This is a genomic window from Streptomyces sp. P9-2 (genome assembly GCF_051903975.1).
Classification (GTDB): Bacteria; Actinomycetota; Actinomycetes; order Streptomycetales; family Streptomycetaceae; genus Streptomyces; species Streptomyces cellulosae.
This window is the reverse complement of record NZ_CP192633.1, coordinates 2,913,948-2,928,975: the sequence shown is the minus strand read 5'-3', so window position 1 is coordinate 2,928,975 and position 15,028 is coordinate 2,913,948. Positions and strand designations below refer to the sequence as shown.

General features: G+C 72.4%; 14 protein-coding genes. 10 read left to right on the top strand and 4 right to left on the bottom strand.

Annotated features, from left to right (window positions below; genetic code table 11):
- Positions 1 to 313 precede the first annotated feature (313 nt).
- Entirely contained in the window at positions 314 to 1,888 is a 1,575-nt protein-coding gene (locus ACQY0Z_RS13445) for a S8 family peptidase (RefSeq protein WP_439812313.1), read from the top strand.
- A 338-nt stretch (positions 1,889 to 2,226) separates the two neighbouring features.
- On the opposite strand, the gene ACQY0Z_RS13440 is transcribed toward ACQY0Z_RS13445, so the two are convergent.
- Positions 2,227 to 2,883: a pirin family protein gene (locus tag ACQY0Z_RS13440; RefSeq protein ID WP_254587298.1), complete on the bottom strand. Its 657-nt coding sequence runs from the start codon at positions 2,881 to 2,883 to the stop codon at positions 2,227 to 2,229.
- A gap of 142 nt (positions 2,884 to 3,025) precedes the next feature.
- Here ACQY0Z_RS13440 and fasR point away from each other — a divergent pair, with 142 nt between their 5' ends.
- The 5 genes from fasR to fabF all read left to right on the top strand — a co-directional run bounded on the left by fasR (position 3,026) and on the right by fabF (position 7,991).
- Positions 3,026 to 4,231 carry a fatty acid biosynthesis transcriptional regulator FasR gene (fasR, locus tag ACQY0Z_RS13435; protein ID WP_189901602.1) on the top strand — a complete coding sequence of 402 codons (1,206 nt, stop codon included), beginning with the start codon at positions 3,026 to 3,028 and terminating at the stop codon, positions 4,229 to 4,231.
- An 89-nt stretch (positions 4,232 to 4,320) separates the two neighbouring features.
- Positions 4,321 to 5,235 (top strand): ACP S-malonyltransferase, encoded by a 915-nt coding sequence (locus tag ACQY0Z_RS13430; RefSeq protein WP_189901604.1) that lies wholly within the window; start codon positions 4,321 to 4,323, stop codon positions 5,233 to 5,235.
- Between the two features lie 22 nt (positions 5,236 to 5,257).
- The gene (locus ACQY0Z_RS13425) at positions 5,258 to 6,286 is read left to right on the top strand and encodes a ketoacyl-ACP synthase III (protein ID WP_189901606.1); all 1,029 of its coding nucleotides are present in this window, start codon (positions 5,258 to 5,260) and stop codon (positions 6,284 to 6,286) included.
- Between the two features lie 80 nt (positions 6,287 to 6,366).
- Positions 6,367 to 6,615, top strand: a complete 249-nt coding sequence (locus ACQY0Z_RS13420) for an acyl carrier protein (RefSeq protein ID WP_004931691.1) — start codon at positions 6,367 to 6,369, stop codon at positions 6,613 to 6,615.
- A gap of 104 nt (positions 6,616 to 6,719) precedes the next feature.
- Positions 6,720 to 7,991, top strand: a complete 1,272-nt coding sequence (gene fabF / locus ACQY0Z_RS13415) for a beta-ketoacyl-ACP synthase II (protein ID WP_347226211.1) — start codon at positions 6,720 to 6,722, stop codon at positions 7,989 to 7,991.
- Between the two features lie 136 nt (positions 7,992 to 8,127).
- Here fabF and ACQY0Z_RS13410 read toward each other — a convergent pair whose 3' ends face one another.
- On the bottom strand, positions 8,128 to 8,622 hold the full coding sequence (locus tag ACQY0Z_RS13410) for a DUF3145 domain-containing protein (RefSeq protein ID WP_006134787.1): 495 nt from the start codon (positions 8,620 to 8,622) through the stop codon (positions 8,128 to 8,130).
- Positions 8,623 to 8,897: 275 nt separating this feature from the next.
- On the opposite strand from ACQY0Z_RS13410, the gene ACQY0Z_RS13405 reads away from it, so the two are divergent.
- The 3 genes from ACQY0Z_RS13405 to ACQY0Z_RS13395 all read left to right on the top strand — a co-directional run bounded on the left by ACQY0Z_RS13405 (position 8,898) and on the right by ACQY0Z_RS13395 (position 12,377).
- On the top strand, positions 8,898 to 9,797 hold the full coding sequence (locus tag ACQY0Z_RS13405; RefSeq protein ID WP_254587296.1) for an SGNH/GDSL hydrolase family protein: 900 nt from the start codon (positions 8,898 to 8,900) through the stop codon (positions 9,795 to 9,797).
- Positions 9,798 to 9,812: 15 nt separating this feature from the next.
- Positions 9,813 to 10,784 carry an aldose epimerase family protein gene (locus tag ACQY0Z_RS13400; RefSeq protein WP_189901612.1) on the top strand — a complete coding sequence of 324 codons (972 nt, stop codon included), beginning with the start codon at positions 9,813 to 9,815 and terminating at the stop codon, positions 10,782 to 10,784.
- A 342-nt stretch (positions 10,785 to 11,126) separates the two neighbouring features.
- The gene (locus tag ACQY0Z_RS13395) at positions 11,127 to 12,377 is read left to right on the top strand and encodes a pyroglutamyl-peptidase I family protein (protein WP_189901613.1); all 1,251 of its coding nucleotides are present in this window, start codon (positions 11,127 to 11,129) and stop codon (positions 12,375 to 12,377) included.
- A 64-nt stretch (positions 12,378 to 12,441) separates the two neighbouring features.
- On the opposite strand, the gene ACQY0Z_RS13390 is transcribed toward ACQY0Z_RS13395, so the two are convergent.
- Together ACQY0Z_RS13390 and ACQY0Z_RS13385 are read right to left on the bottom strand one after the other, a co-directional pair.
- Positions 12,442 to 13,233 carry an EI24 domain-containing protein gene (locus ACQY0Z_RS13390; RefSeq protein ID WP_189901615.1) on the bottom strand — a complete coding sequence of 264 codons (792 nt, stop codon included), beginning with the start codon at positions 13,231 to 13,233 and terminating at the stop codon, positions 12,442 to 12,444.
- A 181-nt stretch (positions 13,234 to 13,414) separates the two neighbouring features.
- Entirely contained in the window at positions 13,415 to 14,437 is a 1,023-nt protein-coding gene (locus ACQY0Z_RS13385) for an NADP-dependent oxidoreductase (protein ID WP_189901617.1), read from the bottom strand.
- A gap of 91 nt (positions 14,438 to 14,528) precedes the next feature.
- Between ACQY0Z_RS13385 and ACQY0Z_RS13380 the strand changes: the two genes are divergently transcribed.
- Positions 14,529 to 14,978 carry a MarR family transcriptional regulator gene (locus ACQY0Z_RS13380; RefSeq protein WP_189901619.1) on the top strand — a complete coding sequence of 150 codons (450 nt, stop codon included), beginning with the start codon at positions 14,529 to 14,531 and terminating at the stop codon, positions 14,976 to 14,978.
- Positions 14,979 to 15,028: the final 50 nt, after the last annotated feature.

Here is a 15,028-nt window from a genome sequence, read left to right as displayed (position 1 = left end):
CCACCCGTCTCACGCCGTCACTGTGACGGTGATCATGTTTACGCAGCGTATCTGTGCTAGTTGATGACCTTGTGTCACCACGGCTTTGTGGCACCGACGTTAACGAGCGGCCGAACCCCTTGTGCAATCCGCGTAGACAGATCAATCTTTCGCCTGGCGACAGGACATGCGGATCACGGCCACGGCGTCCGTGTTTGGCATGTTCCTGACATTCGTGCGTCCCGGCGATCCGGTACGGACGTGCGCCGTGCGGCGCCTCTCCCCCAAGAGGCGTCACCCCCACACTCCCCACCTGTCGAGGAGGAACCCTCAGATGGCAGTGATGCGAAACGCCAGGCGCAGATCGATCGTCGGCGTCGGCGCGGTCGCCGCGGCGGCTCTCACGGGCGGTCTGTTCACCGCTCCCGCCGCGCACTCCGCCGAATCCCCCAAGGGGACGATCGCCTACGCGGACGCGCCGAACGCGGTCGAGGGCAGCTACATCGTCACCCTGAAGTCCGGCACCAAGGCCACCACCGCCCAGGGCAAGGGCGTGGCCAAGAAGTACGGCGCGGACGTCGAGCACACCTTCCGCGAGGCCGTCAACGGCTACACCGTGGAGGCCACCGAGGCGGAGGCCGCCGAGCTGGCCGCCGACCCCTCGGTCGCGCTCGTCGAGCAGAACCGCACCTTCACCATCCAGGCCACGCAGACCAACCCGCCGTCCTGGGGCCTGGACCGCATCGACCAGACCGCGCTGCCGCTGAGCGGGTCGTACACCTACGACGACACCGCCGGCCAGGGCGTCACCGCGTACATCATCGACACCGGTGTGCGCATCTCCCACAGCGACTTCGGCGGCCGCGCCCGCAACGGCTACGACGCGGTCGACGGCGACAACGTCGCCCAGGACGGCAACGGCCACGGCACCCACGTCGCCGGCACCGTCGCGGGCAGCGCGTACGGCGTCGCCAAGAAGGCGAGCATCGTCGGCGTGCGCGTGCTGGACAACAACGGCTCCGGCACCACCGCAGGCGTGATCGAGGGCGTCGACTGGGTCGCCGCCAACGCCGTCCTCCCGGCCGTCGCCAACATGTCGCTCGGCGGCGGCGCCAGCACCACGCTGGACAACGCGGTCCGCAACGCCATCGCGGCCGGCGTCACCTTCGCCGTGGCCGCGGGCAACGAGTCGACGACCGCGACCGGTTCGCCGGCCCGGGTGGCCGAGGCGATCACCGTCGGCGCGACCACGTCGACCGACGCCCGCGCCAGCTACTCGAACTACGGCTCGAACCTGGACATCTTCGCGCCGGGCTCGTCCATCACGTCGACCTGGAACACCAGCGACAGCGCCACCAACACCATCTCCGGCACCTCGATGGCCACCCCGCACGTCGCGGGCGCCGCGGCGCTGTACCTCGCGGACAACCCGTCGGCCACCCCGTCGCAGGTCGCCTCCGCGCTGATAGCCAACTCGGTCTCCGGCGTCGTCACCAGCCCCGGCACCGGCTCCCCGAACCGTCTGCTCCACGTCGGCGGCAACGGCGGCACCACCCCGCCGGCCGGCAAGACGTTCACCAGCTCGACGCGGTACACGATCAGCGACTACACGACGGTCGAGTCCCCCATCACCGTCACCGGCGTCTCGGGCAACGCCCCGTCGGTCCTCCAGGTCCCGGTGAACATCGTCCACACCTACATCGGTGACCTGACGGTCTCCCTGGTGGCCCCCGACGGCTCGGTCTACACCCTGAAGTCCTCCGGCACCGGCGGCTCCACGGACAACATCAACACCACGTACACCGTGAACGCCTCCTCGGAGACGGCCAACGGCACGTGGAAGCTCCGTGTCACCGACAACTACGGCGGCGACACGGGCTACATCAGCAGCTGGGGCCTGACCTTCTGAGGCGCCCTTGAGCTCCGCTGTACTCCACCGGCCCCGGCACGGGTCCACCGTGCCGGGGCCGGTGCTCTCGCGTCACATCGACGCACACTGCTCGCCATGGAGTTGATCGCACAGGGCCGGGACGCCGACGTGTTCGAGCTGGACGCGGACAGGGTCCTGCGGCGCCACCGCGACGGCGGACCGCCCACCGAGCCGGAGGCCCGGGTGATGACCCACCTCGCGGAGTGCGGCTACCCGGTCCCGCGGGTGTACGACGTCACCGGCACCGACATGGTGCTGGAGCGGCTGAACGGCCCGACGATGCCGGAGGAGCTGGCCCGGCGCCCACGGTGCGGGCCTCAGAAGCCCGACATCTCCCACATCAGGACCTCCGCCTCCCCCTCCGCCACCGCCTCCGCGTCCTTCTCGTCCGTGAGGCGGGCCGCGTCGCCCGGGGTCAGGGATTCGCCGTCGAGGCGGATCGTGCCGCGGGTGACATGGAGGTAGACATACGGTGCCGCGGGGACCGCCATGCGTTCGCCCGGGGAGAGGCGGCGGACGTGGAGCATCGCGCCGGCCTCCGGGAGGGCGTAGGGAGTGGAGTCGGCTATGCCGCGGACGACCTCGTAGCGGGGTTCGCCGCCCGGCTTGAGGGGGGCCAGCCACATCTGGAGGAAGGTCAGCGGGACGCGGGCCGCGTTGCGCTCCACGTGGCGGACGCCCGACGCCGCGCTGAGGCGCTGCACGTCGCCGGGGCGGATCACCGTCTCGTTGCCCTCGGAGTCGCGGTGGGTCAGCTCGCCGGAGATCACCCACGTGACGATCTCGGTGTGACTGTGCGGGTGCTCGTCGAAGCCGGCGCCCGGGCCCAGGTGCTCCTCGTTGCAGGCGATCACCGCGCCGAAGCGCAGGTTGTCCGGGTCGTAGTGGGGGCCGAAGGACAGGGCGTGCCACGACTCGATGCCCGCCGCCGGGTCTCCGCCCCTGTAGCGCTCGCTCGCTCGCCTGACGTCCATCACGCCCTCCACGGTAGGCCCTCCTCAAGGGGGGCCGGGACGGCGCACGGCGGGGGCACCGGAGCCCGGGCACGGGGCACGGGTCCGGGGGCGGGCGCGACCCGGGGCACGGCCCGCCGCCCGGATAAGGCAGTCTTGTCCCGTGCCCGAACCCGAAACCAGTACCCCCGGACCCGCCGCACGCCCCGCCCATCCGCACTCCGCGACGCTGAAGCGGCTGGAGCAGTCGTCCGGCTCGCTCGCCGCCCAGGCCATCGCGCGGATGGACGAGACGCTGCCCTGGTACCGGGCCATGCCACCGGAGAACCGTTCCTGGATCGGCCTGGTCGCCCAGGCGGGCATCGCCGCCTTCACCGAGTGGTTCCGGCACCCCGACGCCCCGCAGGCGATCTCCACCGACGTCTTCGGCACCGCGCCGCGCGAGCTGACCCGGGCCATCACGCTGCGGCAGACCGTGGAGATGGTGCGGACCACGATCGAGGTGATGGAGTCCGCCATCGACGAGGTGGCGGCCCCCGGCGACGAGAGCGTGCTGCGCGAGGCGCTCCTCGTCTACGCGCGGGAGATCGCCTTCGCCACCGCCCAGGTGTACGCCCAGGCCGCCGAGGCACGCGGTGCCTGGGACGCCCGCCTGGAGTCCCTGGTGGTCAACGCCGTGCTCAGCGGCGAGGCCGACGAAGGCGCCGTCTCGCGGGCCGCCGCGCTCGGCTGGAACTCCCCGGAGCACGTGTGCGTGGTGCTCGGCACCGCCCCCGACGGCGACTCCGAGCTGACCGTGGAGGCGATCCGCCGGGCCGCCCGGCACGCCAAGCTCCAGGTCCTCACCGGGGTCCTCGGCGACCGTCTGGTCGTCATCGCGGGCGGCAGCGACAACCCGCTGGCCGTCGCGAAGTCGCTGATCGGCCCGTACGCGGCCGGTCCCGTCGTGGCCGGACCCGTGGTGCCCGACCTGCTGGCCGCGACCCGGTCCGCGCAGGCCGCCGCCGCGGGCCTCAAGGCGTGTTCCGCCTGGCAGGACGCCCCACGCCCGGTGCTGGCGGACGATCTGCTGCCGGAGCGCGCGATCGCCGGCGACCCCGGGGCGCGCGAGCAGTTGGTGGAGGAGATCTACAGACCGCTCGAGGAGGCGGGCGCGGCGCTGCTCGAGACGCTCAGCGTGTATCTCGAGCAGGCGAGCAGCCTCGAAGGCGCGGCGCGGATGTTGTTCGTTCACCCCAACACCGTTCGTTACCGGCTCCGACGTGTGACAGACGTCACCGGCTGGTCACCCTCCGATGTACGCTCGGCGTTCACCCTGCGGATCGCGCTGATCCTGGGGCGTCTGGCCGATGGTGATCTCCAGACCTAGTCTTTTGTCGGGGGTCGACAAAACCCCCTCCGGTTCTTCGTCCTTGTCCCCACGGGCGGCCGTGCCCGTACGCAAGAGAGAGTGTGAGAGTGCTCGTACTCGTCGCTCCCGGCCAGGGCTCCCAGACGCCCGGCTTCCTGACCGAATGGCTCGAACTCCCCGGTGCCGCCGACCGCGTCGCCGCGTGGTCGGACGCCATCGGACTCGACCTCGCCCGCTACGGCACGAAGGCCGACGCGGAGGAGATCCGCGACACCGCCGTCGCGCAGCCGCTGCTGGTCGCGGCCGGGCTGCTGTCCGCCTCGGCACTGGGTGACATCAACCCTGGCGCGGTCGCCGGCCACAGCGTCGGCGAGATCACCGCCGCCGCCCTCTCCGGCGTCCTCGACGACGCCGCCGCCCTCTCCCTGGTCCGCAAGCGGGGTCTGGCCATGGCCGACGCCGCAGCGATCACCGAGACCGGCATGGCGGCGCTGCTCGGCGGCGACCCCGAGGTGACCGTGCCGCACCTGGAGAAGCTGGGCCTCACCCCGGCGAACATCAACGGCGGCGGCCAGATCGTCGCCGCCGGCACCATGGAGCAGATCGCCGCGCTGGAGGCCGACAAGCCCGAGGGCGTCCGACGCGTCGTCCCGCTCAAGGTCGCCGGCGCCTTCCACACCCACCACATGGGCCCCGCGGTCGACACGCTGGCGGAGGCCGCCAAGGCCCTTTCCCCGGCCGACCCCAAGGTCGCCTACGTGTCCAACAAGGACGGCAGGGCGGTCGCGTCCGGCGCCGAGGTGCTGGAGCGCCTGGTCGGCCAGGTCGCCAACCCCGTCCGCTGGGACCTGTGCATGGAGACCTTCAAGGAGCTCGGCGTCACGGCCCTCCTGGAGCTGTGCCCCGGTGGCACCCTGACCGGCCTGGCCAAGCGTGCCCTCCCCGGCGTCAAGACGCTGGCCCTGAAGACCCCCGCCGACCTCGACGCGGCCCGCGAGCTCGTCGCCGAGCACGCCGCCTGACGCCCTTAAGGAGCCGACCCGCATGGCGAAGATCAAGCCCAGCAAGGGCGCCCCGTACGCGCGCATCCTCGGCGTGGGCGGCTACCGCCCCACCCGGGTCGTGCCGAACGAGGTGATCCTCGAGACGATCGACTCGTCCGACGAGTGGATCCGCTCGCGCTCCGGGATCGAGACCCGGCACTGGGCCTCCCCGGAGGAGACCGTCGCCGCGATGTCGGTCGAGGCGTCCGGCAAGGCCATCGCGGACGCCGGCATCGACGCCTCGCGGATCGGCGCCGTCGTCGTGTCGACCGTGTCGCACTTCGCGCAGACCCCGGCCATCGCGACCGAGATCGCCGACAAGCTCGGCACGGACAAGGCCGCCGCCTTCGACATCTCCGCCGGCTGCGCGGGCTTCGGCTACGGCCTGACCCTCGCCAAGGGCATGATCGTCGAGGGGTCCGCCGAGTACGTCCTGGTCATCGGCGTGGAGCGGCTGAGCGACCTGACCGACCTGGAGGACCGCGCGACGGCCTTCCTGTTCGGCGACGGCGCGGGCGCCGTCGTCGTCGGCCCCTCGCAGGAGCCGGCCATCGGCCCGACCGTGTGGGGCTCCGAGGGCGACAAGGCGGAGACGATCAAGCAGACCTACGCGTGGGACCGCTTCGGCGGCGACCTCGCGGAGCTTCCCCGCGACAGCAAGGGCGACCTGAAGCTCCCCGCGATCACCCAGGAAGGCCAGGCGGTGTTCCGCTGGGCCGTGTTCGAGATGGCGAAGGTCGCCCAGCAGGCGCTGGACGCGGCCGGGATCAGCGCGGACGACCTGGACGTCTTCATCCCGCACCAGGCCAACGTGCGGATCATCGACTCGATGGTGAAGACCCTCAAACTGCCGGAGCACGTCACGGTCGCCCGTGACATCCGCACCACCGGCAACACCTCGGCCGCCTCGATCCCGCTCGCGATGGAGCGGCTCCTGGCGACCGGCGAGGCGAAGAGCGGCGACACCGCGCTCGTCATCGGCTTCGGGGCGGGTCTCGTGTACGCCGCGACTGTCGTTACCCTCCCCTAGGCACTCCGTGCCGGATCATGCATCCGGTACAGGAGGAAACACCGCCACACCCTCTGGAATCACAACGAAGGAGCGCCACCATGGCCGCCACTCAGGAAGAGATCGTCGCCGGTCTCGCGGAGATCGTGAACGAGATCGCCGGCATCCCGGTTGAGGACGTCCAGCTGGACAAGTCCTTCACCGACGACCTGGACGTCGACTCGCTGTCCATGGTCGAGGTCGTCGTCGCCGCCGAAGAGCGCTTCGACGTCAAGATCCCGGACGACGACGTCAAGAACCTCAAGACCGTCGGCGACGCGACCGACTACATCCTCAAGCACCAGGCCTGAGCACGCGCGGGGCGTGAGCCCCGCCAGGGCCGGGAGCTACCCGGCCCCGCCACCCGGCGGTGGCGCCGTACGCATCCTCGTCAATCGTTGGAGAAAGAATTCCGATGAGCTCGACCAATCGCACCGTGGTCGTCACCGGTATCGGCGCAACCACACCGCTGGGTGGCGACGCGGCCTCTACCTGGGAAGGCCTCGTCGCCGGGCGTTCCGGCGTGAAGCCCCTGGAGCAGGAGTGGGCCGCCGAGCAGGCGGTCCGTATCGCGGCCCCGGTGGCCGTGGAGCCCACCGAGGTCATCCCCCGGCCGCAGGCCCGCCGCCTGGACCGCTCGGCGCAGTTCGCGCTGATCGCGGCCAAGGAGGCGTGGGCGGACGCCGGGTTCGAGGCCAAGGCCGGCGAGGACCCGAACGTCGACCCCGACCGGCTGGGCGCCGTGATCGCCTCCGGCATCGGCGGCGTGACGACCCTGCTGGACCAGTACGACGTGCTGAAGGAGAAGGGCGTCCGCCGCGTCTCCCCGCACACCGTCCCCATGCTGATGCCGAACGGCCCGTCGGCGAACGTCGGTCTGGCCGTGGGCGCCCGCGCGGGCGTGCACACCCCGGTGTCCGCGTGCGCCTCGGGCGCGGAGGCCATCGGCTACGCCATCGAGATGATCCGCACCGGCCGCGCCGACGTGGTCGTCGCGGGCGGCACGGAGGCGGCCATCCACCCGCTGCCGATCGCCGCGTTCGGCAACATGATGGCGATGTCCAAGAACAACGACGACCCGCAGGGCGCCTCGCGCCCCTACGACGTCGCCCGGGACGGCTTCGTCATGGGCGAGGGCGCGGGCGTGATCGTCCTGGAGTCCGCCGAGCACGCCGCCGCGCGCGGCGCCCGCGTGTACGCGGAGGCGGTCGGCCAGGGCATCTCGGCCGACTCGCACGACATCGTGCAGCCGGAGCCGGAGGGGCGGGGCATCTCGCACGCCCTGCAGAACCTGCTGGACCGCACGGACCTGGGCCCGGCGGAGATCGTGCACGTCAACGCGCACGCGACGTCGACGCCCGCCGGTGACATCGCCGAACTGAAGGCGCTGCGGAAGGTGTTCGGGGACGACGCGGACCACATGGCGGTGTCCGCGACGAAGTCGATGACCGGTCATCTGCTGGGCGGCGCGGGCGGCGTGGAGTCGGTCGCCACCGTGCTGGCCCTGTACCACCGGGTGGCTCCGCCGACGATCAACGTGGAGAACCTGGACCCCGAGGCCGAGGCGAACGCGGACGTCGTCCGTGGTGAGGCGCGGAAGCTGCCCGTGGACGGGCGGATCGCCGCGTTGAACGACTCGTTCGGGTTCGGTGGGCACAACGTGGTGCTGGCGTTCCGGACGATCTGATCGCCCACGGGCGGTTGTCGGAAGGGGTTCACCTTCGAAGGGTGGGCCCCTTCTGTGGTTTCGCCTGCCTGCGGGCCGGTGGGGGCTTGTCGCGCGGTTCCCCGCGCCCCTTTGGGCGCGTCCCTGCGAGGCGTCCTCAGACGACCTGGTGGAGCCAGCGGACCGGGGCGCCCTCTCCCGCGTAGCGGAAGGGTTCCAGTTCGTCGTCCCAGGGCTTGCCGAGGAGCTTGGCGATCTCCGACTCCAGGTCGGTGTCCTCCGTGCGGGAGCGGACCAGCGCGGCGCGCAGACGGTCCTCCGGGATGAGGATGTCGCCGTGGATGCCGGTGACGGCGTGGAAGATGCCGAGGTCGGGGGTGCAGCTGTAGCGCTCGCCCTCGGCGGTGGGGCACGGCTCGGAGGTGACCTCGAAGCGCAGCATCTGCCAGCCGCGCAGCGCGGAGGCGAGCTTGGAGGCGGTGCCGGCCTGACCCTGCCAGGAGAACTCGGAGCGCCAGGTGCCGGGGGCGGCCGGCTGGCGGATCCAGTCCAGGCTGACGCGCGTGCCGAGCACCCCGGCGACGGCCCACTCGACGTGCGGGCACAGCGCGCGCGGCGCGGAGTGCACGTACAGAACTCCACGAGTCGTCACCGGAACCTCCGGGCTGAGCGGGTCGTCTTCGATCGGGCGGTGCGGTCACGGCCCGGCGGGCCGCGTTGAGGGCGAGGCTACCGTGCGACGGGGCAAGGAGTGTGACGTACCGTCCGTCCCGGTGGCGGGAAAGTCGTGCCTTTCACCCGGCAGGACGTCTGTGCGGGCGCCCGGGGTTCATTCCGGACGGGCCCCTCGGAGAAGCGGGAACTCCCGCGCGTTGTTATGGGTTGGGGGACGGCACGGACGGGACGGGACGCTCGGGGAGGCGGCGGATGGCACAGGCGACGCGGAGGCGGGGACGCCGTGCGCGGGCCGTGCTCGCCGCGGTGGCGGCCCTCGCGTTCGGCGTGGCGGGCTGCGACGCGGGCGGCGGGGAGAAGCCCGGTGCGGCCGTCCCGAAGTCGCCCTCCCCCAGGCCGACGCCGTTGTGGGACACCCGCCCGGACTCGGTGGCCGCGGTGGGCGACTCCATCACCCGGGGGTTCGACGCGTGCGCGGTGCTGACGGACTGCCCGGAGGTGTCGTGGGCGACGGGTGACAGCGCACAGGTCGACAGTCTGGCCGTACGGCTGCTGGGGCGGGCCGGGGCGGCCGGGCGGAGCTGGAACTACGCGGTGACCGGCGCCCGGATGGAGGACCTGCCGGGGCAGATGGCGCGTGCGGTGAAGCGGAAGCCGGAGCTGGTGGCGGTGATGGTGGGGGCGAACGACGCCTGCCGGGAGAGCGTGGCCGCGATGACGCCGGTGGAGGAGTTCCGCGCGGACTTCGAGGCGGCGATGCGCACCCTGCGCGAGGCGCTGCCGAGGACGCAGGTGTACGTGGCGAGCGTGCCGGACCTGAAGCGGCTGTGGTCGCAGGGGCGGACCAGCGCGCTGGGCCAGCAGATCTGGAAGCTGGGGATCTGCCCGTCGATGCTGGGCGACGCGGACGCGACGGACACGGCGGCGACCGAGCGGCGGGCGACGGTGCGGCAGCGGGTGGAGGACTACAACGAGGTGCTGCGCGAGGTGTGCGCGGAGGACCGCCGCTGCCGCACCGACGGCGGCGAGGTGTACGCGTACCGGTTCGGCACCGCGGAGCTGAGCCGCTGGGACTGGTTCCACCCGAGCGTGGAGGGACAGGCGGAGCTCGCGGAGATCGCGTACCGGGCGGTCACGGCGCCGGGGCCGTGACCTATTGTTTCGCACATGAACGAACTCATCGGCACACTTTCCGACGGCACGCCGGTGCACCGCTGGACCCTGGAGCGGGCGGGCGTACGGGTACGGATCCTGTCGTACGGCGGGATCGTGCAGGACGTCGAGGTGCCGGACCGGGACGGGCGGACCGGGAACGTGGTGCTGGGGTTCGACGGCCTGGACGGCTATCTCACGCACCCGGAGCCCTTCCTGGGCGCCCTGATCGGCCGGTACGCGAACCGGATCGGCGGCGCGCGCTTCACCCTGGACGGCACCGAGCACGTCCTCGCGCCGAACGACGGGCCGAACTCGCTGCACGGCGGTGAGCGGGGCTTCGACAAGCGCGTCTGGGACGTCACCGAGGTCGCGCACGGGCTGCGGCTGTCGCTGGTCGCCGAGGACGGCGAGGAGGGCTTCCCGGGCCGGCTGGAGGTCACGGTGACCTACACGCTGGACGAGCGGGGCGCGCTGCGCATCGCGTACGAGGCGGTGACGGACGCCCCGACGCATGTGAACCTGACCAACCACACGTACTGGAACCTGGCCGGTTCCGGCGCCGCGGGCGGGCACGAGCTGCGGGTGGCCGCGTCCCGGTACACGCCGTCAGGTCCCGATCTGATCCCGGCCGGCGGGCCCGTGGACGTCTCCGGCACCCGCTACGACTTCCGTGAGGCGCGCAAGGCGGGCGGCGGCTACGACGACAACTTCGTGCTGGACAAGGGGGTGACGGCGGCCCCCGAGGAGGTGGCCGAGCTGTACGACCCCGCGTCGGGCCGGGTGCTGACGGTGGCCACCACGGAGCCGGGCATCCAGGTGTACACGGCGGACCACATCGGGGAGCCGTTCGAGCCGGGCGCGGGCATCGCGCTGGAGACGCAGCACTTCCCGGACTCGCCGAACCGTCCGGAGTTCCCCAGCACGGTGCTGCGGCCGGGCGAGGTGTTCCGCTCGGAGACGGTGTACGGCTTCTCGGTGCGGTAGCGGTTCCTCGGTGGGGCCCCGGACTGCGGGGGTCCGGAGCCCCACCGCCCCGGACTCCGGGGGTCCGGACGCACATGAGCCCCGGTCCGGGGTCAGGGTCCCGGGCCGGGGCTGTACATGGGGTACCCCGCCGGACCCCGACGTTAACCGCTCACCTGCCCGGGCGGCCGGGGATCGGGGCCATGGGAGGAATCCCGTACGAACCCTTCACATTCGGCCACGGGTGTTCCCGCGCCGGTCGGACGGTGCTCTTCGCACCGTGGTGTGATCCACCCCGGTCACGCGATACTGCGGGCTTCCGGCATCCACCCGTACCCCACGACGACGGAAGGCCCACCTCCTGTGATCTCACCCCGTGTGCGCATCGGTGTGCTCGGTCTGGCCCTGCTGACCGCCCTGTCCTCCCCCGCCACCGCCACCGCCGCCGGACCCGCGGCCCCCCGCTCCGCAGCGCCGCCCACCGTCGAGGAGCTGCGCCTCGACAGGGCCGCGCCGCAGGAGATACTCCGGCGCTCCGGCTTCGACACGGTCGCGCCGGCCTTCACCCGCGCCCTGGACCGGGCCCGCTCCTACGCGGAGGCGAAGCGGGTCGTGGAGCGGGAAGGCTCCGCACTGTGGCGCAGAGCCGTGGACCGCGTGCAGGGCCGAGGCCCGGCGGGCGGCGACCTGAGCCGGGACGACGACCGGCCGCTGTACTGGGCGCGGCTCGGCATGACGCGTGAACTGCGCGGCTGGGAGCCCCGGTTCGGGCTGGACGCGGAGCGGCGGGCGCGGCTGATCGACACGCTGGAGCAGACCTCGCGCGGGCAGACCGCGATCCGCTATCCGCGTGGCGAGGGCCTGAAGCGGGTGCTGGTGACCGGCTTCGACCCGTTCACCCTGGACCGGGACATCCGCATCTCCAACCCGTCGGGCGCGGTCGCGCTGGCCCTGGACGGCACGGTGATCGAGACGGCGAGCGGCCCGGCGCGGGTCGAGACGGCCGTGTTCCCGGTGCGCTGGCGGGACTTCTCCGACGGCGCGGTGGAGCGGGCGCTGCGGCCGCACCTGCCCGAGGTCGACCTGTTCACCACGGTGAGCCAGGGCCGGGTGGGCCGGGTCGACGTCGAGCGCACCAACGGCGCCTGGCGGGGCGGCTTCGGGGACAACGAGAACACCGGGCGGCCCGAGATCGTCCCGGTGTCCGACCCGGCCTCGCAACCGCAGTGGACGTCGACGACGCTGCCGTACACGGCGGTCACGGCGGCGGACACGGGGCGGTTCCCGGTGTACGACAACACGAGCGTGACGGAGATCCCGGCGGGCGGCACGGGGCCCGTCGTACGGCCGGAGGGGCCGACGCCGGGCTCGACGGCGCGTGCCGGGGGCGGCGGCGACTACCTGTCCAACGAGATCGCCTACCGGGCGACGCTGCTGCGGGACCGGCTGGGGCTGCACGACACGCTGCCGGGCGGGCATGTGCACACGCCGGTACTGGAGTTCGGGGCCGGCAACACGACGGAGGTGACCGACCCGGAGTTCGTGCGGAACCGGCTGGACATCGTCGCGCAGGTGCGGTCGATCGTGACCGTGGCGGTGGGGGCGAAGGGCTGACGCCCGGGGGCGGGGTTTCGGGGGCTCCGCCCCCGGACCCCCGTTCGCGCGGTTCCCCGCGCCCCTAAGGGGTGTTGGCGTCCTCCGGCTGCTTGGCGGCGCCGTCCTGTGTCTCCTCGCCCATCAGGTCGCGGGCCATGAGGGTGGCGCCCGCCACCGCGCCGGGCATCAGGAAGACCGCGACGAACGGCACGAGGAACGCCACCGCGAGGGGTGTGCCGAAGCCCCAGACGAGGGTCTTGCGGGAGCGGAGCAGGGCGAGGCGCTCCCGCACCTCGACGCCGCGCCTCTGAAGGGCGACGGCGGTCAGCTCCTCGGTGAGGAAGAAGCCGGTGACGAAGAAGCCGATCACCGGGACGACGGTCTGCCCGGCGACCGGGATGAACCCGAGCGCGAACAGCAGCACCGCCCACACGGCCGCCCGGAGGACGATGCGCAGGCTGTCGCGGGCGGAGATCCACAGCTCCCGCAGCAGCGGCAGGTCCGACTCGGGGGCGGTGCCGTCGGGCGAGACGTCCCGGTCGACCCGCTCGGAGAGGCTCTCGTAGAACGGCTGCCCGATGAGCAGGGTCATGGCCGTGAAGGTGAGCACGCACAGCAGCAGGGCGAGCGCGAACAGCACGGCGGTGAGGAAGCCGCGGAAGAGGCCTGTCCAGGGGTCGGCCCAGTCGTCGGCGAACGGCGTCGCCCAGCCGATCAGGTCGGAGCCCCACAGGGCGAGGGCGACCAGGGCGGCCGCGTACAGCACCAGGGTGATCAGGCCGGGCAGCAGCCCGAAGCCGTACTGTCTGCCGTGCCGGCCGACCCACCGCTGGCCCTTCAGCAAGTACCGGAAACCCACCCCGAGATCGCGCATGGGAGGACTGTAGCGGGAGGCCCGGCGCGGGGATGGGACAGGGCCGCACCCCACGTCCAGGGGTGCGGCCCTCGCCAACGCAACGACACCGGACGGGCGGGCGTCACGGCCCGCGCGGCCCCGTGTCCGCCGGGTCCGTGACATCCGCCGCGCCGGTGGCGCCGGTCGCGGCGGTCGTCCGTCAGAGCTTGACGATCATCTTTCCGGTGTTGTCGCCGCGCAGGACGCCGAGGAAGGCGTCCAGGTTGTTCTCGATGCCCTCGACGACCGTCTCGCGGTACTTCAGCTCGCCGGAGCGGATCCAGGCGCCGACCTCCTGCACGAACTGCGGCTGCAGATCGTTGTGGTCGCTGACGAGGAAGCCCTCGATGCGGCCGCGGGTCTGGATGAGACGGGCGAGGTTCCTCGGGCCGGGCGCGGGCTCGGTGGCGTTGTAGACGGAGATCGCGCCGCAGACGGCGATACGGCCGCCCCGGTTGAGGGAGCCGATGGCCGCCTCCAGGTGGTCGCCGCCCACGTTGTCGAAGTACACGTCGACGCCGTCGGGAGCGGCGGCGCGGAGCTGCTCGCTCACGGGGCCGTTCTTGTAGTTGAACGCGGCGTCGAAGCCGTACTCCTCGGTGAGGAGCTTGACCTTCTCGTCGGAGCCGGCGGAGCCGATCACCCGGGAGGCGCCCTTGAGCTTGGCGATCTGGCCGACCTGGCTGCCGACGGCGCCGGCCGCGCCGGACACAAAGACGGAGTCGCCCTCCTTGAAGGAGGCGGTGCGCAGCAGGCCCGCGTAGGCGGTGAGGCCGGGCATGCCGAGCACGCCCAGGTACGCCGGGAGGGGCGCGGCCTGCGGGTCCACCTTGACGGCGGTCTTCGCGTCGACGACGGCGTACTCACGCCAGCCGTGGAAGTGCAGCAGGTGGTCGCCGACGGAGATGCCCTCGGCGTTCGACGCGACGACCTCGCCGACGGCGCCGCCCTGCATGGCCTTGCCCAGCTCGTACGGGTCGACGTAGGACTTGGCGGCGCTCATGCGGCCGCGCATGTAGGGGTCGACGGAGAGGTACTCGTTGCGCACCAGCACCTGGCCCTCGCCCGGGGTGCGGACCTCCGCCTCGACCAGCGCGAAGTTCTCCGGCTCGGGCCAGCCGACCGGGCGGCTCACCAGGTGCCACTCGCGGGCGGTGGCGGGGGGCGTGGGGGTGTCGGTCATGTGGAGCACCTTTCCTCGAATACTTCAGCACCTGAAACAACCATGCGACTGAATATTTCAGGAAGTCAAGCACACGGGTACCCTGGTGGGCATGGCCACACCCCGTTCCGCGCCCAGCCGCCCCGACGACCTCACCCTGGAGGTCGTCGAGCTGATCGGCGCGGTCGTGGCGCGCTACCACGAGGAGTACGAGGAGGCCGCCGCGGAGCACGCGCTGACCGGCGCGCAGGCGCGGCTGCTGAGCCTGCTCAGCCTGGAGCCGCTGCCGATGCGGAGGCTGGCGCAGCGGCTGAAGTGCGAGCCGTCGAACGTCACGGGCATCGTGGACCGGCTGGAGGCCCGCGGCCTGGTGGAGCGGCGCCCGGACCCGGCGGACCGGCGCGTGAAGCTGGCGGCGGCGACGCACGAGGGGCGGCGGGTGGCGCGCGGCCTCCAGGAGTCCCTGCGGTTCGCCCGGGAGCCGCTGGCGGGACTGTCCGACCCGGAGCGGGTGGCGCTGCGGGACGCGTTGCGGAGGATGCTGGGGGTCGAGGGCGGCTAGGTCCCGTTTCGCGCTCCCCTGCGGCGCTGTCGGCGCCGCGTACTAGCGTT